This window comes from Acidobacteriota bacterium (assembly GCA_022340665.1).
Classification (GTDB): Bacteria; Acidobacteriota; Thermoanaerobaculia; order Thermoanaerobaculales; family Sulfomarinibacteraceae; genus Sulfomarinibacter.
Genome location: JAJDNM010000090.1, coordinates 86,196 through 108,435, shown reverse-complemented (window position 1 = coordinate 108,435; position 22,240 = coordinate 86,196). Strand labels below are relative to the sequence as shown.

Here is a 22,240-nt window from a genome sequence, read left to right as displayed (position 1 = left end):
ACCCCGAAGACGCTCAAGACGACGTTTCGAATTCGAATTAGGAGTGAGGAGTCAGGAATTAGGAATGCCGCCCATACCGCCTCAGAACGGGAGGGCGGGTGGGAATTCCTAATTCCCAATTCCTAATTCTCGATTTTGCCGTTGACATGGTCATCAACGACCTTCCCGTCGCGGATCTCGATCACCCGGTTGGCGCGGTTGGCGAGGGCCTTGTCGTGCGTTACAACCACCAGGGTGGCCCCCCCTTCCCAGAGCTCCTGGAGGGCGCCCATGACGTCGGTTCCCGAGCCCGTGTCGAGGTTGCCGGTGGGCTCGTCGGCGAGGACGATGTCCGGCTCCATGGAAAGGGCACGGGCAATGGCGACGCGTTGCATCTGGCCGCCGGAGAGCTCGGTCGGCTTGTGCTCCACGCGATCGCCCAGTCCGACCGACTCGAGATGCTTCGCTGCGCGCTGTTTTCTTTCCTTGCGGCCGACGCCGCCGAAGAGCATCGGCATCTCGACGTTTTCGAGGGCCGTGAGCTGGGGCAGCAGGTTGAAATTCTGGAAGACGAATCCGACACGGCGGTTACGGATGTCGGCAAGCTGATCGCGATCGAGGCCGGCCACGGTCTCGCCGCTCAAGCGGTACTCGCCCCCGGTCGGCGTGTCGAGGCAGCCGAGAAGGTTGAGCAACGTCGACTTCCCGGACCCCGACGGCCCGACGATTGCAACGAACTCACCCTTCTTGACCTTCAGGTCGATGCCGCGGAGCGCTTCAACCTGGATCTTGCCGGTGTCATAGACCTTGGTGATCGCGTGCATGTCGATGATGTGGCCGTTCGACGCCGCGGCACCGTTCTTCTTCTTCATGGGCCAGTTCATATCAATCTCCCGAGTCCACCCCCCAGGGGTGGGTGGGTGGGAATTCCTAATTCCTCATTCCGAATTCCTAATTCATTATTCATAGCGAAGTGTCTCCGCCGGATCGACCGTCGCGGCGCGGCGCGCCGGGAAGTATCCGGCGAGGATGCCGATGCCACCGAGAATCCCCGCCGTCGCGAGCGCGATCTGCCACGAAAGGGTCGGCTTGCCGAGGAACTCGAGGGCCTGGTTGCCCTCGACCGGGATCAGGCCGAGGAGGATGATCAGAACCATCGCGATCACCAGACCGAGGGCGCCACCGACCAGGGTGTAGGAGAGCCCCTGGAGGACGAACGGGCCGGTGACCCACCCCCTGCGTGCGCCGAGCGCCATCTGCACGCCGATCTCCCGCGTCTTCTCCTTGACCACGGCGTACATGATGTTGGCGACGCCGATGCCGCCGATGAACAGGGTGAGGGCGCCGATGATGCCGAGGAAGCCCTGCAAGCCAATCATGATGTTGGCCATCACCTTGGCCCCCTCGACCGTGTCCCACAAGCCGGTCACCTGCTCGTCCGTCGGATCGAATCGGTACCTGGCGGCAAGCGATTCGTTGAACTGCTGCCGCGCCAACGGCATGTCCTCGGGGACGGGTACCTTGAAGACGATATTTGTCAGCCGTTGGCGACCGAACTGCGCCGCAAAGGTCGTGATGGGGATGATCGCACCGTCCTCGTCCGGTCCCTTGTAGGTCCCCATCTGCATCTTGTGCTGCATCACGCCGACAACCAGGTAGGGCACGCGATCGAGGAACATCGTCTCCCCGACCGGCTCGACATCACCGAAGATCTCCTCGGCGAGCGCGTCGCCGAGAAAGATCACCCGCCTCTTGTCTCGCTCGTCATTGGCGTTGATGAATCGCCCACCCGACTGCGGGAAGTGGTGGCGAATCTCCCCGTACTCCCAATGAGCTCCCGTCACCCGGCCGGTGATGGTCGTTTGGCCATAGGTCATCGAGGACGACCAACTGGTCATCTCTCCTATGACGCCCGAGGCGGCAGTCATCCGTCCCCGCAGGTAGTCAATGTCGTCGACTCGGGGACGGATAGGTCGGCCTTCCGGGAGCCCCTCCCAGACCTTCGAGGTCTCGTCGGGCCACCACACGGCGATGTTCTCGCCCATCCCTCTTTTGCCCTTCATGAGCTGGAGCTTGAGTCCCTCGCCAAAGGAGAGCAGCATGATGATGGCCACGGTCCCCCAGGCGATGGCGGCAACGGTCAAGGTCGCGCGCTTGCGCTGCAGCGACGAGGCCTTGAGGAAAAGCTGGCCCACGACCCGCCAATCGAGAAGCCTCATACGGCCCACCCCACGCATTTCGGATTTCGGATTTCGGATTTCGGATTTCCCACCCACATCCCCGGAAACACCGGTTGGGCGGCCGGGGGGGAAATTCGCAATTCGCAATTCGCAATTCGCAATTCGCTGCTCCAGTTCACAGTTTCATCGCCACCACCGGGTCGAGGTGAGAAGCGGAGCGCGCCGGGAAGTAACCGGCGATCAGGCCAACCAGTCCGAGAACCGAGGCGGTGAGCACGGCCAGCGCCGGCGAAAGCGTAGGCAGGCCGACGTACTCTTCGAGGTCGGTCGGAAAGGCGGTGCAGATTCCATAGGAGATAGCGAGCCCGATGGCACCACCGATCGCGGTCAACACCATGGTCTCGAGCATGAACTGTCCCAGCACCGACTTGCCGCGAGCGCCGAGCGCCATCTTGATGCCGATTTCTCGGGTCCGCTCCTCGACCACCACGTTCATGATGTTGGAGACGCCGATGCCACCGACGACCAGGGTCAGCACACCCATGATGCCGAGAAATACTTGAAAACCGAGCATGAACGCATCCATGAAGACGAACATCTCGCTGGTATCCCAGAGCTGGACCGCCTGGTCGTCATCGGGGTGAAATCGAAGGCGACCGCTGAGGGCTTGTCGTACCTGATCATTGAGGGTGTCGTTGAACTCCGGGCTCGGTGCCTTGTAGATGAAGTTGTCGATGTACTTCTGTCCGGTGATCGCGCGGAAGGTCGACTCCGGAACGATCATCTTCGAGTGATCCCGGCCCGAATAGGAGGAGTCCTGCTCCTTGGGCTGCAGTACGCCGACCACCAAAAACGGGGAGCCGTGGAGCATGACAGTCTCACCCACGGCCTCCTGAGTCCCGAACAGATCGTCGGCCAGCTCGTTGCCCACGAAGACCACCCGGCGGCGCTTCTCCACGTCGAGATCGTTGATAAAACGTCCACCCACCGCGGGGATCATGTTACGCATCGTTCCGTAGACCGGGGACACGCCGGACACGGATACAGACCGCTGCCGATCCCCGTAACGTGCCAGGAGGCTTTGTTCGTACTCCCCGGAGATTCCATCGATCAACTCGACATGAGCCTTCAGGTATTGAATGTCTTCTTCCATCATCCGCATCCGGCGGCCCTTGCCGAGGCCCTCGTAGACCATCGATGTGCGCATCGGCCAGGCGATGACGATCCGGTCGCCGAGACCTGCTGTGGTCTTGATCATCTGCCGGTGGAGGCCATTCCCGAACGCGAGCAACAGGCTCACCGCGACCGTGCCCCAAATGATGCCGAAGGTCGTGAGGAATGTGCGCAGCTTCTGGCTCCACAGGTCGCGTCCCAGCTGACGGAAGAAGGTGCCAAACCCCGTCATGGTCAGGCCTTCCGGCCCGAATTCCGAATTCTGAAGTCTGAATTCTGAATTACCAGCCACCCGACCACGCCGTCACAGCACAGGGCGAGCGGGAGTTCCGAATTCCGAAATCCGAAATCCGAATTCATCAGCTGATTTCTCTTGGTGGCCGCTGCACGACCTGGTCACCCGCGGTGACACCGGAAACGATCTCGACATTCAGGCCGTCCGACAATCCGAGCTCGACCTCAATCTTCTCCGGCTCGGCCTCGGGGCCGGTACCGGGGATCTCGACGAAGGTCTTTTCGTCTTCGAAGAGGACCAAGCGCTCCGGCAGGAGGACAATGTCGTTCTTTTCGCGAATCACGACGTCGGCATTCGCCGAGTATCCCGCGCGCAGGGTGACCTGCTGGTCCGGATCGAGCTCGATCTCGACATCGAAGAGGGTCGCACCCTCGTTCTTCTGGGCCTGGGGTGCGATGCGCGAGAGGCGGCCAGTAACGATGTCTTCGGGCAGGGCGCCAACCTTGATCCGGCACGGCATGCCGACCTCGATTTTGCCGACGTCGATCTCGTCTACCGTCCCCTTGAATATGAGGTCTCCCATGTCGGCCACTGCCGCGAGCTCGGTGCCGGGCTGGTACGAGGTCAGGGGCACTACCGGATCACCAACGTTGACCGCTCGGGAGAGAACGGTGCCGCTGGCGGTGGTCCGAATGATCGTTTCGACCTGGGTGTCGCCACCCGTGACACGACCGCTGCGGGTCAAATCGCGATTGTCGACCGCCTGCTGACGTGCGATCCGAGCGAGCTCGAAGCTCTCGCGGAGAGCATCGAGGTCACCCTTCGCCATCAGTCCATCGTCATGCAGCTCCTGGCCTCGTTCGAAATCCGCCTTGGCCTTCAGATACGTGGCCTCCGACGAGTGGACGCGATGGCTCACGTTCAGGAGCTCCTGCGGGGTGGGATCGGGCGCTATCTCGAAGAGGGCATCGCCCCGATCGACGGTGTCGCCAACCTCCACGAAGCAGCGCGCGACGATGCCGGAGATCTTCGATTTGACCTGGAATCGTTCGCGCGGCTCGATCTGGCCTACGGCCAGAGCCTTCTCGGTAATCGAGCCGATTTCGGCCTCGATCAGGGTGTTCCCGTTCTCATCCGTGTCGCGCGATCCGACCCACGCGTAGATGCCTCCGGCGGCGCCGGCGACAACCACTACAATCAAGAGAAATTTCAATACTTTTGCCATGCTCGACCTCCGCTCGTCTTCCGACCCTGCCTGCTAGTACGTAAATCCCGGGGAAGAAGTTCGGATGACCCGTGTCCGTCTTCGTCTGCGTCTCCGTGCCCGTTTTATTTGACGCTTCGAGGCGCCAAGAAGTTGCAGTCGGTCCGGCGGCCAGGGGCAGCGATTCCGCCCCCCACCCCGTCGGGGTCGGGAGCGGGATGGGGATCGGATGACGGGGGAACTTGACAGGCTTCGAGGCCTCGACGAATCTGGCACGCGGGGAGGATGCCCATGCGGAAGCACGTGACACTTATCACCGGCGCAAGCGGAGAGATCGGTCACGGCCTGATCGAGCGGCTCGCGGCCGACGGTGACACCGCGATCATCACCATCGACCTCAGGCCGCTGGAACCGGAAATCGCCGCATGCGTCGAGCAGGAGTACCTGGGTTCGATACTCGAGACCCATTTGCTCGAGCGGATTCTCTCGGAGTACGAGGTCGAGAGGATTTACCACCTCGCAGCCATTCTCTCCACACGGGCCGAGTTCACACCCGTCACAGGGCACCAGGTCAACGTCGAGGGCACCCTCAAGCTCCTCGACTTCGCCCAGTCGCAGGGTGAGTCCCACGGCAGGGCGGTGACCTTCCTCTACCCATCGTCGATCGCCGCTTACGGGCTGCCGAATCTCGAAACGAAGGCCAGCGAGGGAGCGGTGAAAGAGCACACGTGGAATAATCCAACCACGATGTACGGCTGTAACAAGCTGTACTGCGAACACCTCGGTCGCTACTACGACCATCACTACAAGCAACTCGCCGCCGAGACCTTGTCCGGCAAGGTGGACTTCCGTGCCATCCGGTTCCCGGGTCTCATCTCGGCGGTTACCGTGCCGTCAGGGGGCACCTCGGACTACGCCCCAGAAATGATCCACGCGGCGGCGAGGGGCGAGGCCTACGCGTGCTTCGTGCGCCCGGACACTCGCATCCCATTCATGGTGATGCCAGACGCGGTCGACGCGCTTCTGGACCTGGCCAAGGCGGACCGTTCGGCCCTCCGTCAAACCGTTTACAACATCACCGCGTTCAATCCTTCGGCCGAAGAGATCCGCTCGCTCGTGCTCGAGGGTTTTCCTGAGGCTGACATCAGTTTCGAACCAGACGTCAAACGGCAGGCGATCGTCGACAGCTGGCCGGCAGATGTGAATGACTCGGCAGCACGTTCGGACTGGGGGCTATCGCCCGTTCATGACCTTCAAAGCGGGTTCGCCGACTATCTCATCCCCCTCATCCGAAAGCTCTATCGCTCATGAACCCGGCCTTCGGCCGGTCCCGGACCGACAGGGCAGGGTGCCGAATCGACGTCGTCCACATCGCGATCGGAGGGCCATACGACGTCTCCTCTTCGGGTTCGATTTCGAGAAGAATTCGCGCTCTGCAATATGGGTCGAACCGGATGTTCAGAAGTGACTCATCAGTAAACACTTCCGGACCGAAAAAATTACTCCAAGACCGCAAGATATAGTGTTGACAACGGTTAGGAACGCAATATATAGTGGTCGGAGTCGAGCCTATTCTTGCCGCGAGCCGGTGCTTCTGGTACAGACTCAAGGGGGGATTTCTCGCGCCAAAAAGCGGGTTCTTGAGGGAGGACGAGGGCACAGTATGAAGGTCACGCGTCGCTTCACACGCGTCGGAGAAGACCCCTACGAAAACCTCAATTTCATCGAACGGTCGTCGGAGATCCGAAACCCGGACGGCACGCTCGTATTCTCGATGGATGGGGTCAGGGCGCCGGAGAGCTGGTCGCAGGTCGCGGTCGATGTCCTGGTCCAGAAGTATTTCCGCAAGGCGGGAGTGCCGCAGATCGGCGAAGACGGAACGCCGGAGATTTCCGAAAGCGGCGAGCCCCTGACCGGACCCGAGCGCGACGCGCGACAGGTGTTCGACCGTCTCGCCGGGTGTTGGACACACTGGGGCAGGGAGCACGGATACTTCGACACCGATGAGGACGCCGACGCCTTTCACGATGAGCTCAGTTTCATGCTGGCGTCCCAGTACGCGGCGCCCAACTCTCCGCAATGGTTCAACACCGGTCTGCACTGGGCGTACGGCATCACCGGCCCGGCCCAGGGTCACTGGTACGCCGACCCCAAGACCGGCAAGCTGAAAACCTCCTCCAGTGCCTACGAGCACCCGCAGCCCCACGCCTGCTTCATCCAGTCGGTAAACGACGACCTGGTCAACGACGGCGGCATCATGAACCTGTGGGTTCGCGAGGCGCGCCTCTTCAAGTACGGCTCTGGCACCGGCACGAACTTCTCGAGACTTCGCGGCTGTGGAGAACCCCTCTCCGGAGGTGGCCGTTCCTCGGGCCTGATGTCCTTCCTCAGAATCGGAGACCGAGCTGCCGGAGCCATAAAGTCAGGTGGCACGACCCGTCGCGCCGCGAAAATGGTGTGCCTTGATCTCGACCACCCGGACATCGAGGAGTTCATATCGTGGAAGGCGGTCGAAGAACGCAAGGTGGCTGCCCTGGTGGCGGGCTCACGGCTGCTGCGTCGGCAGCTGCAGGAGATCCTCGACGCGTGCTTCCCCGAAGACTCGTCCAAGCCTGTCATGGACATCAATAAGAACACCGAACTCCGCGGCCGCATCGTGATGGCGCGCCGCCGCGGCGTGCCCGACGGCTCGATCCAGCGGGTGCTCCAGCTGGCAACCCAGGGCGTGCGCACCTACCCGGTCGAGGAATACGACACCGACTGGGATTCCGACGCCTACTACACGGTGTCGGGGCAGAACGCCAACAACAGCGTACGCGTGCCGAATGCCTTCTTCTCGGCCCTCGAGGTCAACCGCAACTGGACTCTGATGAACCGCACCGACGGCGAGGTCGCAAAAAAGGTCCCGGCGGCCAAGCTGTGGAATGACATCACTCTCGCCGCCTGGGAATGTGCCGATCCCGGGCTCCAGTTTGACGACACCATCAACGAATGGCACACCTGCCCCGCGAGCGGCCGTATCAACGCGTCCAACCCGTGCTCGGAGTACATGTTTCTCGACGACACGGCCTGTAATCTGGCATCGTTGAACCTGGTCAAGTTCCTCCGTGAGGACGGGCACTTCGACATCGAGACCTTCCGCCACGCGGTGCGCCTGTGGACCATCGTCCTCGAGATTTCGGTGCTGATGGCATCTTTCCCGTCACGCCGCATCGCCGAGCTCAGCTATCGATACCGCACGCTCGGCCTCGGATTCGCCAACATCGGGTCGTTGTTGATGAGGATGGGCATACCCTACGACTCGGATGCCGGCCGCTCGATCTGTGGTGCCATCACCTCCATCATGACAGGTGAGGCCTATACGACCTCTGCCGAGATGGCCGGAGAACTCGGAGCCTTCCCGGGCTACCAGGAGAACCACGAGGACATGTTGCGGGTGATCGGGAACCACCGCCGGGCGGCGTACGATGCGCCGACGGAGATGTACGAGGGTCTGACGATCAAGCCAATGGGTCTGTCGGCCGACACGACGCCGCCGGACCTAGTGGCGGCTGCACGGGAGGTCTGGAACCGGGCCGTCGAGTTCGGCACCGAGCACGGCTTCCGCAACGCCCAGACCACGGTTGTCGCCCCGACCGGGACCATCGGCCTGGTAATGGATTGCGATACGACCGGGATCGAGCCCGACTTCGCACTCGTCAAGTTCAAGAAACTGGCCGGCGGCGGCTACTTCAAAATCATCAATCAGGGCATCCCGGCCGCGCTTTCGACGCTCGGCTACACCCCTGAGCAGATCGACGACATCGTCTCCTACACCGTCGGTCGCGGTACGCTCGAAGGCTGCCCAACGATAGATCACCAGGCGCTCAAGGATAAAGGATTCAACGACAAGGACATCGAGGCGATCGAAAAGAACCTTCCCACCAGCTTCGAGATCTCGAATGCGTTTGCTCCTCATGTGGTGGGGGAGGACAGGCTGCGTGAGCTCGGCTTGTCGAACGAGGAAATCGCCGATTGGAACCTCGACGTTCTCGCCCGTCTCGGTTTCAGCCCAGACGAAATCGAACAGGCCAATACCTGGGCCTGCGGAACCATGACCGTCGAAGGCGCGCCGCACCTTCAGGCCAAGCATCTCGCCGTCTTCGATTGCGCCAATCGCTGCGGCAAGCACGGCACGCGGTCGATCCAATACGACGGCCACATCCTGATGATGGCCGCCGCCCAGCCGTTTATCTCCGGCGCCATTTCGAAGACCATCAACATGCCGGCGGAGGCCACCCTCGACGATATCAAGCGCGCCTACTACCTGGCCTGGCAAAAAATGCTCAAGGCGGTCGCGCTCTATCGAGACGGTTCCAAGCTCAGCCAGCCGCTCAGCATCGCGATGGATGTCGAGGATGAGGAGGCGATCGCCGAAGCCGTCGCGACCGGGGATCCGGCAAGGGTCGCCGAGTCGATGGCCGAGCGCGTCGTCATCCGATACCAGGCGCGCCGCCACCGCCTCCCGGGCCGCCGCACCGGCTTCACCCAGAAAGCCTCGGTCGGAGGGCACAAGGTCTACATCCGCACTGGCGAGTACGAGGATGGCTCGGTCGGCGAAATCTTCCTCGATATGCACCGCGAAGGTGCCGCATTCCGCTCGCTGATGAACTGCTTCGCGATCGCTGTCTCGCTCGGCCTGCAGTACGGAGTGCCGCTCGAGGAGTACGTTGACGCCTTCGTCTTCACCCGCTTCGAGCCCTCGGGCATGGTCGGCGGCCACGATCGCATCAAAATGGCGACCTCGGTCATCGACTACATCTTCCGCGAGCTCGCCATCACCTACCTCGATCGCGACGACCTCGCCCAGGTGTCGCTCGAGGACCTACGCCACGACGCCGTCGGCACCGGTTCCGACCAGCACAAGCTGCCGCCCAATCCGGACGATATGGCCGAGGTCCGGCCGATCGCAGTCGGCCAGAGCCAAAGGGATGGAGCGACTGAGTCGGCGCCGATCGCAACCGGCCGCGCAGCCCTCGACAGAGAGCAGGCCGCGGCGCAAAAGGCACGCTATATGGGCTACGAAGGCGACCCCTGCCCAGAGTGCGGTGCGCTAACTTTGGTGCGCAACGGCACCTGCCTCAAGTGCGACTCGTGTGGGGGAACCACCGGTTGTTCCTGAGGGAGCGACAATTTTGAATTAGGAATTATGAATTTTGAATTCCCACCCACCCCGGGTGGGTTTGTGTTTCGCCACCACGACGCCACACACGCCAGGTGATAATTGGCTCATCATGAGGCGGCTACCGTTTCTGACAGGAAATGAGCGCAAGTATTGGCGATCGCAATCCGATGAGCGAGGTATTCATTCACGGAAGACCCTTGGCGGTCTTGGTGACTTGGTGGTTCAACCTCGGGTACGGGAATGGTGCCCGGAGCTGACTCCGTCTATGGCGCCCCGTATGGCCTCGGCGAAGCTTGCGGGGTCGCCGTTCAGGAACTGGCGCGACGGGAGACGGTGCGGGGGCTCGGGAGACCGTGATAGGAGTACGCAACCCACTCGAGCTGGCGCTTCAACGCGGCTTCAGAGTACCAGCGGCCTCGCGCCATGACCCCGACTCGCCGTTTCGCGTTTGACAGGAAATCGAGGGGATTGGCCTCGAGCAAGAGGAGATCGGCGCGCTTCCCCTCCTCGATCGTGCCGAACGCCTCCCCACCCGGAAGGTGCTCGTCCATGAAACGCCCGGCGTTCGCGGTGGCAAGCCTCAGCGCATCGAACCTGGTCATGAAACCGTCCGCGATCCTCATCTCGTCGTGCAATGACCAGCCTGGAACGCCGACAACCGGTGGTGCATCGGTGCCGAGCACCATCGGCACTCCGGCTTCATGGAGTTCTTCGGAGTACCAGAGAAGGAAGTCCCAGGCCTCCTCGATGTCGCCTCCTCTGCACCCGGCGGGATTCCACGAACCAGTCACCAGGTTGTACCAGTGGCCGATGATATCCGGGTGGATGAAACGCCAGTATTCCTGGAGGACATAACGCTCCAGGGCACCCACGTCGCCGCAGTACATATCCTTGTAGTTCCGGTTCAGAGAAAGAGTGGTCGCTACCCACGCCCCATGCGTGACCATGGGGTTCACGGCGTCGCTCAACCGGTTTTCATTCATCCCGCAGTCGAACGCGCGGCACCAGAAATCGTTGAGATGTGTCACCATCACAAGCCCGTCGGCCAGCGCCTGATTCAACCCAACTGCGCGCGGTACGTGGCCGACGACGGCCATCTCCTCCACCCGCGCCTGATCGGAGATGCCGGCGAAGGTCGCGGCGGTGGTCGAGGTGTAGACCTTCATGAAGTCGTAGCCGGCCACCTTGCTCGCGGTCACGAAATCGCGACCTTCGTTGGCGGTCGTGAAGGTATGTGAGGAACGGGCACCCGTGTCCGGCCCGTAGGCGATGCTTGCAGTGTAGATCGTGGGGCCGGGGCGGACGCCCCTGAGAATGTCGTCACGAAGCTCAATGAGCCCATCGCCCAGGGGGGTTATCTGGTCCCCGAGGTTGAAGATCGTCGTCACGCCGTTTGCCAGCCACAGCACCGCCTCGTTCGCCCCGTCCCCGAGCTCGATATCGAGGTGGGTGTGCATGTCGGCGAGGCCCGGCATCAGGAAGCGTCCCGAGCCGTCGATCGTGATCGCTCTGGCGGGGATTTCGATCTCATCCACCGGCCCAACGGCGTGAATCCTGCCGTGCATCGTCACCACAGTCTGGTGCTCGAGAACTCCATTAAACGTCATCGGGAGAACGGAGACGTCGACAAAGGCCACAGGTCGGGATGATGGCACGCGGTCGGGCGTGTACGGGCTATCAATCGTTGATTTGCGATCCTGAGCGGCCGCCCCGAACGCCAACGACGCGAGGACGCAAATACAGAACACTCGATGTCGATTCATCGTCCCACCTCGACGAGATACGCGCAAGATCGGCTCGAAACCCACAGTCACCCCGTCGCAGGAGAGATACGCAGGAACTCGCGGCCGGGTTGCCGGGCAGATCCTCCGAATCAGCTCAGCCGGCGGCAAGTCGATCGATGAGATCGATGTATGCCTGCATTGCAGCGTCGGAGGACATGCCGCGTCGTTTTTCCCAGGCGTCGTACTTGGCCGCGCCACGGAAATCGAAGCCGGACGGGCGCTCCCCTTCGACGTCGCCGACCGTGGCCTGCTTGTAGAGGCCGTAGAGCTCGAGCAGCGTCTCGTTCGACTGATCGGGCAGCCCCTTCGCCCTTTCGATCGAGCCTTCGAATTGTTCTTTCAATTCCATTCGTCGCACCTCCGGTGGATGGGCATTGTACCCGGAGTATGCGAGGTGCGAGAGCCCAGATGCTCGATGCTGGATGCTGGATGCTGGATGCTGGATGCTCGATGCTGGATCTGCACATCCACCCCGGAGGAAACCGCAGATCACGCAGATCGACGCAGATAATGAATGACAAGAAGCGGAAGTAACCCTGTGGCCAGGTCTTTATTCACTCCCTCCCCTCAGAAAACCGTCGCGCGAAGCGCGAGGATTTCTGAGGGTGGGTGGAGGGAGGGGGCGGGATGCAAACGGGCACGGTCGACACCGGCTTCGGCAGCGGCCCGCCGGCGCAGCGAAGCTGCGCAGCGGACGAGGGAGGATCGATCGACACGAGCGTGGTCGTGGAGATCGGGAGTCCCGAGGACGCGTGCCGCGATCGCAGATCGCGGCGGCGGGCCTTTCGGACCCGGGCTAGAACGGTGAAAAACCGGAGTCCGACCAGAAGTCCTGGCGGACGCCGTTGTAGAGACCCTGCAGCGCGTCGAGGTGTTGGCGCTCCCAGTCGGCGAGAAATTCGTAGAACTCCCGCACCTCCTTCTCGGCGGTGCTCTCGGCCGCACCCGTGAAATATTTGATGGCATTCGTCTCGAGCGTCATCCCGATCGAAAGCGCGCCGAGCTCGAAGTCCGCACCCTCGGCCTGCGTTTTGAACTCTTCGGTGAAGATGCTGGCGGTGAAGGCCCGCAGATCCGGATCGCGATGTTTGATGTTGAACGCGGCCAGCCCCTTTTCTTGGTAAGAGCCGATCACCGACTGCAGGTAGGCCTTGTGCTGTACCTCGTCGCGGGCGAGCTTGTCGAAGAGCTCCTGCACCGCGGGTTTGGACGCGCGATCGGCAGTCATCGAGTAAAAAGTGTAGCCATCGACTTCAATCTGGTACGCCTTCTTCAGAATCTCGAGAATCTCGTCGTGTGTTTGAGTCATTTATCGGCTCCGTTCCCGATCCCGATCCCGTTCCCGATCCCGGAAACGGGCACGGAATCCTCACAGCACTGAGGGGATCTCCAACGTCTCCCGATCCAACGGTTTTGGCGGGACCGCGGCTTCCTCCACCGGAACCCAGGCAATCGCTCCGGTCGGGCAGAAGGGCACGCATCGCGGGTCACCGCCGCAGAGATCGCACTTCTGGACGCAATGATAGGTTTCGTCCCACAGCATGTTGCCGAAGGGACAGGCGGCGACGCACATCCTGCATGAAATACACCGAGATCGCGCCATTTCGATCGCCCCGGTGTCGGCATTCCGAACCAGCGCCTCGGTCGGACAGACAGCAACGCACGCCGCCTCATCACACTGGAAGCAGACGATCGGTGTTCCCAGCTCCGGACCGCGACGATGGATGTTGATCCTGGTTTTCGACGGCCGGCCTTCCGATCCGTGGGCGAAAGCACAGGCCAGCTCGCACTTTCCGCACGCGATACAACGTTCCACGGAGACCTTGTAGATCATCTTCATCAGCGGCAGCTCCGTTCCCGCTCCCGCTCCCATTCCCACTCCCGAGGTGTCCGGGTGAGTCCCGGGATCGGGTTCGAATTTGGGTTCGGGATCGGATGCGTCATTGTCTGGCTCCCGAATCGAATACCGACAATTTTTCGAAGGTCTTCGCCATTTCCCGCCTCTTGCTTCGGTCGGAAGTCTCGAAGTACGACATCGGCACACCGGTTCGCTTCGCGAAATGCTCCGACTGCTCCTTCGTGATCACAGCCTCCCCGGTCTCGGGATCACGCAGCATCTCGAACTCCTTGCCCCATATCTGTCGCCGGCTGTTCGAGGTCTCGTACGGGATGCAATCCGTCGGGCAGATCTCGGCGCATGCCAGGCAGCCGATACAGTCCGGCGGCGGCTGGTTGAAGGGCGGCGCGATCTCCCTCCCCCATCCACGATTGACCGAGGCAATGGCGGACACACCAATGTGGTCACAGACCCTCGTGCAGAGTCCACAGAGAATGCAGTCGTCAGGCTCGGGGTTCGGCGTGTAGGAGGTCTTTTCGATACCGTACTCGCGCGCCCACCGCTGCACCAGCGGCGTGTCCGGGCAGCGTGCGAGCAGGAGATCGAGAACGACACGGCGGGTCTCGATGATGCGCTCCGAGTCGGTCACCACCGTCATGCCTTCCTTAACCGGATGGTTGCATGCAGTTACCACCTTGAACCAGTCGTCGTCCCAGTTGGCCTGCGACATGTCGACCACGCACAGGCGGCAGCCACCCCACGGCTCGAGCCCGTCGAAGTGACAGAGGGTCGGCACCTCGACCCCGGCCGCACGCGCGGCATCGAGAATGGTGGCATCGGAGGCCACCGTCACACTCCGTCCGTTGACCGTCAGGGTCGGCATCACACCACCTCCGCCTTCAGTTCTTTTTTGGGAAAGGTGCGGATGGAGTCCGTCGGACAGACCTCGAGGCAGGCGCCGCAGGAAATGCACGCCTCGTGGTCGATCACGTGCAGCTCCTTGACGATCCCGCTAATCGCGTCGACCGGGCACGCCTTGAAGCAGAGGTGGCAGCCGTCGCACTCATCCTCGATGATTTCGAAGGCGGTCAGCTCGCGGCATACCCCGGCCGGACAGGCGTGGTCGGCAATGTGGGCCTCGTACTCCGAACGGAAGTAGCGCAGGGTCGAGAGCACCGGGTTGGGCGCCGATTTGCCGAGCTCGCACAGGCTGGCGAGCTGCATCCCCCGGGCCAGGCGCTCGATCAGTTCGAGGTCGCCGTCCTCACCCAGGCCGGCGATGATCCGGTCGTAAATGTGGAGCATCTGCTTGAGGCCCTCGCGGCAGGGCGTGCACTTGCCGCAGCTCTCCTCCTCGAGGAAGGCGAGGAAAAAACGCGAGACGTCGACCATGCAGGTACGATCGTCCATCACGATCATGCCGCCCGATCCCATCATTGACCCGGCCTCGGTGAGCTCCTCGTAGTCGACCGGCAGGTCGAGCAGCTCCTCCGGCACGCAGCCTCCAGACGGGCCTCCAGTCTGCACCGCCTTAAACGGCCTGTCCTTGAGGATGCCACCGCCAATGTCGTAGATGATGCGGCGCAGGGAGGTGCCCATCGGCAGCTCGATCAGGCCGGTGTTCTTGACCTTGCCGACCAGAGAGAAAGCCTTGGTGCCCTTGGACCGCTCGGTCCCCATCGAGGCGAACCACGCACCGCCGCGCTCGACGATGGCGCCGATGCCGGCCCAGGTCTCGACGTTGTTGAGCACCGTCGGCAGGTCGAAGAGGCCCTTCTCAGTCGAGTGCACGTACTTTGCCCGCGGCTCACCGGTCTTGCCCTCGAGCGACCGCATGAGGGCCGATGACTCGCCGCAGACGAAGGCGCCGCCGCCTCGGGAGATCTCGATGTCGAAGTCGAAGCCCGATCCCATGATGTTCTTGCCGAGCAGGCCGTATTTCCGGGCTTCATTGATCGCGATGGTCAGGTTCACCACCGCCAGGGGGTATTCGTCACGAACGTAGATCCACCCCTGGTGAGCACCGACCGCATATGCGCCGATCACCATCCCTTCGAGGACCGAGTGTGGGTCACCCTCCATGATCGAGCGGTCCTTGAAGGCGCCAGGGTCGCCCTCGTCGCCGTTGCAGAGCACGAAGCGCTGCTCGCCCGGTGCATCCTTGCACGATTGCCACTTGCGGGCGGTGTTGAAGCCTGCGCCACCTCTGCCTCGCTGGCCCGCGGTGGCGACCTCACCGATCACTTCGTCCGGAGTCATATCGAAGAGGGCCTTGGCGGCGCCCGAGTAGGCGCCGTGGGCGACGGCGTCGAGGATGTCGGCCGGGTCGATGCGACCGATGTTGCGCATCGCGACCCGCACCTGGTTCTTGTAGAACGGCACCTCCTCGTACTTCTCCACCCGTTCGCCCGTCACCGGTTCCTTGTAGAGCAGGCCGGGAATGACCTCGCCAGCGACCAGGGTCTTCTCGACGATCTCCTCGACCCGGCCGGGTTTCACTTTGGTATAGAGGATGCCCTGGGGGTTGAGGACCACCAGCGGCCCACGCTCGCAGAAACCGTGGCAACCGGTCGACTTGACGAAGAGCTCGACCGAGGCGTCCACGCTGCGCTTGGCGATCTCTTCGGCAAAGGCCTCCGCCACCGCCTTCGCTCCCGATGCGAGACAACCGGTGCCGCAGCACACCAAGACTTGCTGCGTGCGGTTGGACTCACGCTCGAGAGACTGCTGCTTGAGCGCCATGAATTGGTCATATGACTCAATTCTCATCGGCGCCCCCCTCGTCGACGTACTTCGAGACCTTGGCCGGCTTCGCGCCGCCATAGTATTTCTCGCCGACGATCATCACCGGAGCCATCGCGCACGCCCCGACGCAGTTGACGGTCTTGACTGTGAACTTGAGGTCCTCGGTGGTCTCGTCGGGACCGATTCCGAGCTGCCTTTCGAGTTCCTCCACCAGCTGCCCGCCGCCACGGATGTGGCATGCGGTGCCCATGCACACCTTGATGATGGTGTCGCCCTGCGGTTCGAGCGAGAACGCCTTGTAGAAGGTTGAAACGGAGAAGACCTTGGCCAACGGAACGTCGAGGGCGTCGGCCACCCTCTCCAGCACATCGCACGGCAGGTAATTGTAGGCGCGATGCACGTCCTGCAAAACCTGGATCAGCGCCGGTTCCTCATGCGGATAGCGGCCGAGGATCTCTTCGGCCTTGCCGAGGTCAGAGCACGGGGTTTCAGCCATTCACCCTCCCCCTACACTTCCACCGCTGCGGGCTCGTTGGTTGCAGCGGCGCCGAGTTCGTAGCCCTTGCGCAGCGCTTCGATATTGACGTCGATCATCGCAGGCTTGGCGGCGAAAGTTTCTCGCACGACCTCTACAATCTCTTCCAGCGGTACCGCATCGGTCGCGCCCAGATAGGCCCCCAGCGCAACCATGTTGGCGCCGCGTGGATTGCCGAGCTCGGCGGCCATCTCGTTCGCCGGCACTTCGATCACCGTCAGGTCTTCCCGATCGGCACCGCGATTGATCAGCGAGGAGTTGATGAGCAACAGCCCTCCCTCACGGATGTCCGGCTCGAATTTCTCCAGCGACGGCTGGTTCATCGCAACCACGGCGCGCGGCGAGCGGATCACCGGCGAGCCCACCGGGTCATCTGAGATGACCACCGTACAGTTACAGGTCCCGCCGCGCATCTCGGGACCGTATGAGGGCAGCCAGGACACCTCCTTGCCGGCGTGCATGCCGGCGTAGGCCAACATTTTGCCAATCAGGAGGATTCCCTGTCCTCCGAAGCCCGCCATGATGACGTCGTTCTGCATTTCCAGCTCCCTCAGACGACCAGCGGCTTCGGTTCGCGACTGCCGCCTTGAGGCGTCTTGAACACCCCAACCGGGTAGTAGGGCAGCATGTTCTTCTCGAGCCAGCCGGTTGCCTCGACGGGCGGAACGCCCCAGTTGGTCGGACAGGTCGAGAGGATTTCGACCAGCGAGAAACAGGTGCCCTCCACCTGACAGGTGAAGGCCCGCCGCAACATCTCCTTGGCGTGAACCGCGACCAACGGGTTGTGCACCGTGGCGCGGGCCACGAATGCCGGCGTCCGCAGGGTCGAAATGAGCTCTGCGATGCGAATCGGGTAGCCCGCAAGCTCGACATCACGGCCGAGCTGGCAGGTTGTCGCCACCTGCCCGGGCATCGTCGTCGGCGCCATCTGGCCACCGGTCATGCCGTAAATGGCGTTGTTGACGAAGACCACGGTGACCTTTTCCCCTCGGTTGGCGCAGTGGACGATCTCGGCCATACCGATGGAGGCGAGGTCACCGTCGCCCTGATAGGCGAAGACGACCAGATCCGGCCGCGCACGTTTGATCCCGGTTGCCACCGCCGGCGCTCGCCCGTGAGATGCCTCGTGGAAGTCGACGTTGAAGTAGTTGTATGCGAGCACCGAACAACCGACCGGGGCGATTCCGACTGTGCGTTCACGCACCCCGAGCTCGTCGATGATCTCCGCCACGAGGCGGTGGATCACTCCGTGGGTACAGCCCGGGCAGTAGTGGGTCGAGACCTCGGCCAGGGCCGTCGGACGGGCAAAGACCGTCTCAGCCATGGTGCACCTCCTCCGAATTGCCATCGAGGATCGCATTGACCTTGTCGATGACCTCATCGGGCGAAACCAGGATGCCACCCATCCGGTTGAGAAAGTGGATTGGCCGGCTACCGGAAAGGGCGAGCCTGACGTCCTCGATCATCTGTCCGGCCGACAGCTCGACGACGAGCACTGCATTCGCCTTGAGGGCCGCCTCGCGAACCGCGTCGTAGGGGAACGGAAAGAGGGAGATTGGTCGGACCATGGCGACCGCCCTTCCGGCCTCCCGCAGCTCGTCGATAGCGGTCGAGCACACTCGGGCAACGGTGCCGTAGGCAACGATCAGGATGTCAAAGTCCCCGTCGGTACCATCCTCGGCGTAGCGCACCTCGTTCTCGACGATACGATCGTACTTGGCCTTGAGCCGGATGTTGTGTTGCTCGAGCTCTTCCGGATCGAGGAAGAGCGAGTTGATGATGTTCGTCGGTCGGCTTCCATCACACCCGGTCGTCGCCCAGGTTTTGGGTTGGAGATCCTTGATCGGCTTACGGTCATCCGAGAACTCGACCGGCTCCATCATCTGCCCGATCAGGCCGTCGCCGAGAATCATCACCGGATTGCGGTAGTAGTCGGCGAGATCGAACGCATCCTGCACCAGATCCGCGGCCTCCTGGATCGACCACGGCGCCAGCACCAGCACGCGGAAATCACCGTGCGCGAGGCCCTTGGTAGCCTGGAAATAGTCGCCCTGACTGGGGAGGATCCCTCCCAGCCCGGGTCCCGCACGCATGATGTTGACGATCACAACCGGCAGTTCCGATCCGGCGAGGTAGGAGATTCCCTCGGCCATCAGCGACACGCCGGGTGACGACGAGGAGGTCATCACGCGCTCGCCCGCGCCCGCTGCACCGTAGATCATGTTCGAAGCCGCGACCTCCGACTCGGCCTGGACAAAGGCGCCGCCGATCTGCGGCAGCCGCATCGACATGTACTCCGGGATCTCGTTCTGGGGAGTTATCGGATAGCCGAAGAAGAGCTTGCAGCCGGCCTGGACGGCGGCCTCGCCTATCGCCTCCGAACCTTTCATGAGTTTCTTGGTCATGGGAATCTCCGATCAACAACCCGCATCCGAGTCCGAGTCCGATCGGGCGTTTCCTCCCGGCACGTGGGTTCGGGCACGGACGCGGTCGCGGACGCGGACTCGGGTACGGTCGTCATCACCAATCCCATCAATAGCTGAAGTAGTGGTACATCGCCCCGTTGACCTGCATCTCGATGGCCATGTCGGGGCAGGTGATGCAGCACAGGCGGCAGCCGATGCAGCGCATCTGTTCCACCATCTCGGCGTAGTAATAGCCCTTGTTGTTGATCTGCTTGCCCATCCCGAGAATCTGCTGGGGGCAGGCCTGAACGCAGAGCTCGCAGCCCTTGCAGCGGTCAGGGCTGATCACGATCCGCGACATGGACGCTCCTTTCTCAGTTGACCACGAATAGCGGGCCGGTTGTCCTCCGCTCGAGGTTCTGGGCAAACGGAGGCTTCACGATGCGGTGAATCGGGACAACGGGACACTCCAGGTCCTCGTCTCTCAAATCAGCGGCGATATCCTCGGTCACGGTCACCGCCAACACCGGGACATCTGCCATTCGCGCGGCCTCGACTGCCCGGTCATAGCCGTCGAGCACGATCGCCGGTGTGGTCTCTTCCATGAGATGAGTATTTGAGATCAAACCGGAAACTCGCAACCTGCCGACCGCTTCGATTTCGCGCACCATTTCGAGCGCACGTTCGGGATCCGGAGTCGATGGACGACGAAAATTCAGTACCAGCCAGCAGTCGGTTTCGTCGGCCGGCACAACGTCAGACAACGAGCCCAGCACTCGGGCACCAACCTCGTCGCCGCCAACATCCATGAGCATCCGACGATCCGATTGGCGAAGGTGGCTGCGAATCTGGGGAACGATGATCGGCAGATCCGCGTAGACGTTGGCGCCGGTCGGAGCGAGAAGCTCGACACCGGCCTCGGCGAGGATCTCCCTCGCCGCACGCGATCGGAAGTAGGGCTTGACAACATCGAGATCGGCCAGAGTGACGCGCGCCCCCGCAGCGGCCAGATCAAGCGCGCCGTTGAGCGCGACCTCGGTCTTGCCGCTCCCGAAGTGGCCGACAAACACTGTCACCCGTTTCCGATACAAATCCCTTCTCCAGCTCGTGTTTTTCCCTGGCCCGCCCTCCTCACCAGGTTGGCGCTGCGACGAGAGACCGGGGCATCAGCATAACCCGGCCGAGATCTGCCCACAAGGTATGTGAAAAAAATCACGAATGCAAGTCTCTTATTGAGACACAGTTACAGCAAAGTCCTGCAACGACCCGGGATTCAGGTGGTTCTCCGTCAGAGGTCGTCGGAAGGAACGTCACTGTCCGCTGAACGGCTGTTTCCACCGCGAGGCTCAACCGCACTCCGGGCATGGATCAGCAGGTCTTGGAGGGCCTCATCCTCGGCACATGCATCCGACACCGGTTCGAGGACCTCGATCACTCGATACGGGTCAGGTTGAATCTCGGCGTGGATTCGAGCGAGATTGTAGGCCGCATCGCAGTAGCCGGGGAACGCCTCGAGAGCCAACCGATACCAACGCGCCGCGCCGGCAAAATCTCCCTGTGCACGGTAGGCTTCGGCCTCGTTGAAGAACGCCTGGGCGTCCGCCACCTCCAATGCGGGCAGAGGGCGTATCAGAACCGCTGTCGCCACCGCCGCGAGTACTGATACGAAAACTCGCATTCCGAGTTGTCGATCGAGCGGTCGGGATCGAAGCCAGCGGAACCACGCGACCACCGCAGCGGCGGCGAAGACAATGAGGACGGCCACCATGGGCATCCGAAAACGGCTGTTGACGAAAAACGACACGACTGTTGCCGAGTAGACGATAACGAAAAGCAGCAGAAGGTTTTTCTGCCTGCCCCTTCCCCCGCCGATCACGATCCCCGCAACAGCCAGGGGCAGGATCATCCAGAATCTGATGGTTGCCCGCGAGAAGATCGAAGAATGCCGGGTGACGAACTCGATGACCCTGTTGTTCGAGACCTCGTGCGCGTTGATCAGGTAGAGACCCTTACGAGCGACATGTCGGAAGGCCGCCACCGGTTCTTCACTGATCCAGTTCCAACCGCGGGTGTACCAGAAGTCCGACACGTCCTTCGGCGTCGCCTCGGGATCACCGAGCGCCTCTCGAGCGATTCGATCCTGGTCGGCCTGGGCACCACGGCGATCCGCTCTCAACCCTGGTGCGACTGCGGTGATGCCGTCAGATCGAGGGTTGTTGCCGATGAAGAAGTTGAATCCACCGTTGGAAGCAATCAGTACGAAATCGCCGTCCGCCAGATAATTGTGAACCGTCACCGGGAGAATCGGCATGGCCACGCCAGCCGCAAACAGGAGAGTCGAGCTCATCGCGGGCTTCAGCCTCTGCGATCGCCCTCCGGAGATCACGACCCACAGGCCGACAGCGGCCACGAAAGGAAGAATCGTCGGCCGCGCAATCGCCGAAATCCCGAAGACGAGACCCGCAGTCACCCACAGCCGTTGCCGCTCCCCTTCGACGGCAACCAGCAGGATATCGAGGCCGAGGAGGTCGAGGAAGACCAGGAGGGTGACGGCAAGGAGTTCATTCGCGAAGTACATATAGGTTCCGTAAACCGCAGCGATGGCGAGGGCGGTCCGGGCAATCGTCTGATCGAAAGTGCGTTCGGCCATCCGATAAATCAACCAGCAACTGGCGACACTGAGAAGTATCTGCAACAACTTGGCGAAGGTTTGGTTGGGTCCGAACACGGCGTAGACCACGCCGAGCGCCCACGGGTAGAGGGGCGCCTGAAAAAAGGTCTCGCCCGGCGACCAGCGTCCGTGCGCCACCTCGAGCGCTGCCTCGTGATAGACCTCCGAGTCGAGGGAAAGTGTGTTGCCGTACGGACTGGTGTACATCTCGAGGAAGAACACCACTCGCCATAGCAGCGCCACCGCCAGCAGCGCTATGGCAATCAGCGTCGCAGTTTCAATTCTCCGCTGGTGCACTGGCTCAGAGCTCGAATCCATCGACCCCATT

The 22,240-nt window shown here is 62.1% G+C and carries 19 protein-coding genes; 2 read left to right on the top strand and 17 right to left on the bottom strand.

Features of this window, described 5'->3' with window-relative positions:
* Positions 1-122 precede the first annotated feature (122 nt).
* The 4 genes from LJE93_10945 to LJE93_10930 all read right to left on the bottom strand — a co-directional run bounded on the left by LJE93_10945 (position 123) and on the right by LJE93_10930 (position 4,792).
* Entirely contained in the window at positions 123-863 is a 741-nt protein-coding gene (locus tag LJE93_10945) for an ABC transporter ATP-binding protein (protein MCG6949418.1), read from the bottom strand.
* A gap of 75 nt (positions 864-938) precedes the next feature.
* A complete protein-coding gene (locus tag LJE93_10940) occupies positions 939-2,198 on the bottom strand; it encodes an ABC transporter permease (protein ID MCG6949417.1) in 1,260 nt (419 codons plus the stop codon).
* A 136-nt stretch (positions 2,199-2,334) separates the two neighbouring features.
* The gene (locus LJE93_10935) at positions 2,335-3,564 is read right to left on the bottom strand and encodes an ABC transporter permease (protein ID MCG6949416.1); all 1,230 of its coding nucleotides are present in this window, start codon (positions 3,562-3,564) and stop codon (positions 2,335-2,337) included.
* Between the two features lie 127 nt (positions 3,565-3,691).
* Positions 3,692-4,792 carry an efflux RND transporter periplasmic adaptor subunit gene (locus tag LJE93_10930; protein MCG6949415.1) on the bottom strand — a complete coding sequence of 367 codons (1,101 nt, stop codon included), beginning with the start codon at positions 4,790-4,792 and terminating at the stop codon, positions 3,692-3,694.
* A gap of 270 nt (positions 4,793-5,062) precedes the next feature.
* Between LJE93_10930 and LJE93_10925 the strand changes: the two genes are divergently transcribed.
* On the top strand, positions 5,063-6,082 hold the full coding sequence (locus LJE93_10925) for a GDP-mannose 4,6-dehydratase (protein ID MCG6949414.1): 1,020 nt from the start codon (positions 5,063-5,065) through the stop codon (positions 6,080-6,082).
* Between the two features lie 352 nt (positions 6,083-6,434).
* Positions 6,435-9,932, top strand: coding sequence for a vitamin B12-dependent ribonucleotide reductase (locus tag LJE93_10920; GenBank protein ID MCG6949413.1), 3,498 nt, complete (start codon positions 6,435-6,437; stop codon positions 9,930-9,932).
* A 311-nt stretch (positions 9,933-10,243) separates the two neighbouring features.
* Here the strand turns inward: LJE93_10920 and LJE93_10915 are convergent, their stop codons facing one another.
* The 13 genes from LJE93_10915 to LJE93_10855 form a co-directional block, all read right to left on the bottom strand.
* Positions 10,244-11,698: an amidohydrolase family protein gene (locus LJE93_10915; GenBank protein MCG6949412.1), complete on the bottom strand. Its 1,455-nt coding sequence runs from the start codon at positions 11,696-11,698 to the stop codon at positions 10,244-10,246.
* Between the two features lie 115 nt (positions 11,699-11,813).
* Complete coding sequence (locus LJE93_10910; protein MCG6949411.1) at positions 11,814-12,068, bottom strand: acyl-CoA-binding protein; 255 nt, start codon at positions 12,066-12,068, stop codon at positions 11,814-11,816.
* 447 nt (positions 12,069-12,515) lie between these two features.
* Positions 12,516-13,028 carry a ferritin family protein gene (locus LJE93_10905; protein ID MCG6949410.1) on the bottom strand — a complete coding sequence of 171 codons (513 nt, stop codon included), beginning with the start codon at positions 13,026-13,028 and terminating at the stop codon, positions 12,516-12,518.
* 60 nt (positions 13,029-13,088) lie between these two features.
* Positions 13,089-13,592, bottom strand: a complete 504-nt coding sequence (locus tag LJE93_10900) for a 4Fe-4S dicluster domain-containing protein (protein MCG6949409.1) — start codon at positions 13,590-13,592, stop codon at positions 13,089-13,091.
* 67 nt (positions 13,593-13,659) lie between these two features.
* Positions 13,660-14,439, bottom strand: a complete 780-nt coding sequence (locus tag LJE93_10895) for a (2Fe-2S)-binding protein (protein ID MCG6949408.1) — start codon at positions 14,437-14,439, stop codon at positions 13,660-13,662.
* Complete coding sequence (locus LJE93_10890; GenBank protein ID MCG6949407.1) at positions 14,439-16,325, bottom strand: 4Fe-4S binding protein; 1,887 nt, start codon at positions 16,323-16,325, stop codon at positions 14,439-14,441. Before LJE93_10890 ends, LJE93_10895 begins: the two co-directional genes overlap by 1 nt.
* On the bottom strand, positions 16,315-16,797 hold the full coding sequence (locus tag LJE93_10885; GenBank protein ID MCG6949406.1) for an NAD(P)H-dependent oxidoreductase subunit E: 483 nt from the start codon (positions 16,795-16,797) through the stop codon (positions 16,315-16,317). The genes LJE93_10890 and LJE93_10885 overlap by 11 nt, the downstream gene beginning before the upstream one ends.
* 11 nt (positions 16,798-16,808) lie before the next feature.
* On the bottom strand, positions 16,809-17,375 hold the full coding sequence (locus tag LJE93_10880) for a 2-oxoacid:acceptor oxidoreductase family protein (GenBank protein MCG6949405.1): 567 nt from the start codon (positions 17,373-17,375) through the stop codon (positions 16,809-16,811).
* 11 nt (positions 17,376-17,386) lie between these two features.
* Entirely contained in the window at positions 17,387-18,160 is a 774-nt protein-coding gene (locus tag LJE93_10875) for a thiamine pyrophosphate-dependent enzyme (GenBank protein MCG6949404.1), read from the bottom strand.
* Complete coding sequence (locus LJE93_10870; GenBank protein ID MCG6949403.1) at positions 18,153-19,241, bottom strand: 3-methyl-2-oxobutanoate dehydrogenase subunit VorB; 1,089 nt, start codon at positions 19,239-19,241, stop codon at positions 18,153-18,155. The genes LJE93_10875 and LJE93_10870 overlap by 8 nt, the downstream gene beginning before the upstream one ends.
* A 127-nt stretch (positions 19,242-19,368) precedes the next feature.
* Entirely contained in the window at positions 19,369-19,602 is a 234-nt protein-coding gene (locus LJE93_10865) for a 4Fe-4S binding protein (GenBank protein MCG6949402.1), read from the bottom strand.
* 13 nt (positions 19,603-19,615) lie between these two features.
* On the bottom strand, positions 19,616-20,332 hold the full coding sequence (locus LJE93_10860) for a hypothetical protein (protein ID MCG6949401.1): 717 nt from the start codon (positions 20,330-20,332) through the stop codon (positions 19,616-19,618).
* A gap of 197 nt (positions 20,333-20,529) precedes the next feature.
* Positions 20,530-22,230: a glycosyltransferase family 39 protein gene (locus tag LJE93_10855; protein ID MCG6949400.1), complete on the bottom strand. Its 1,701-nt coding sequence runs from the start codon at positions 22,228-22,230 to the stop codon at positions 20,530-20,532.
* Positions 22,231-22,240 lie beyond the last annotated feature (10 nt).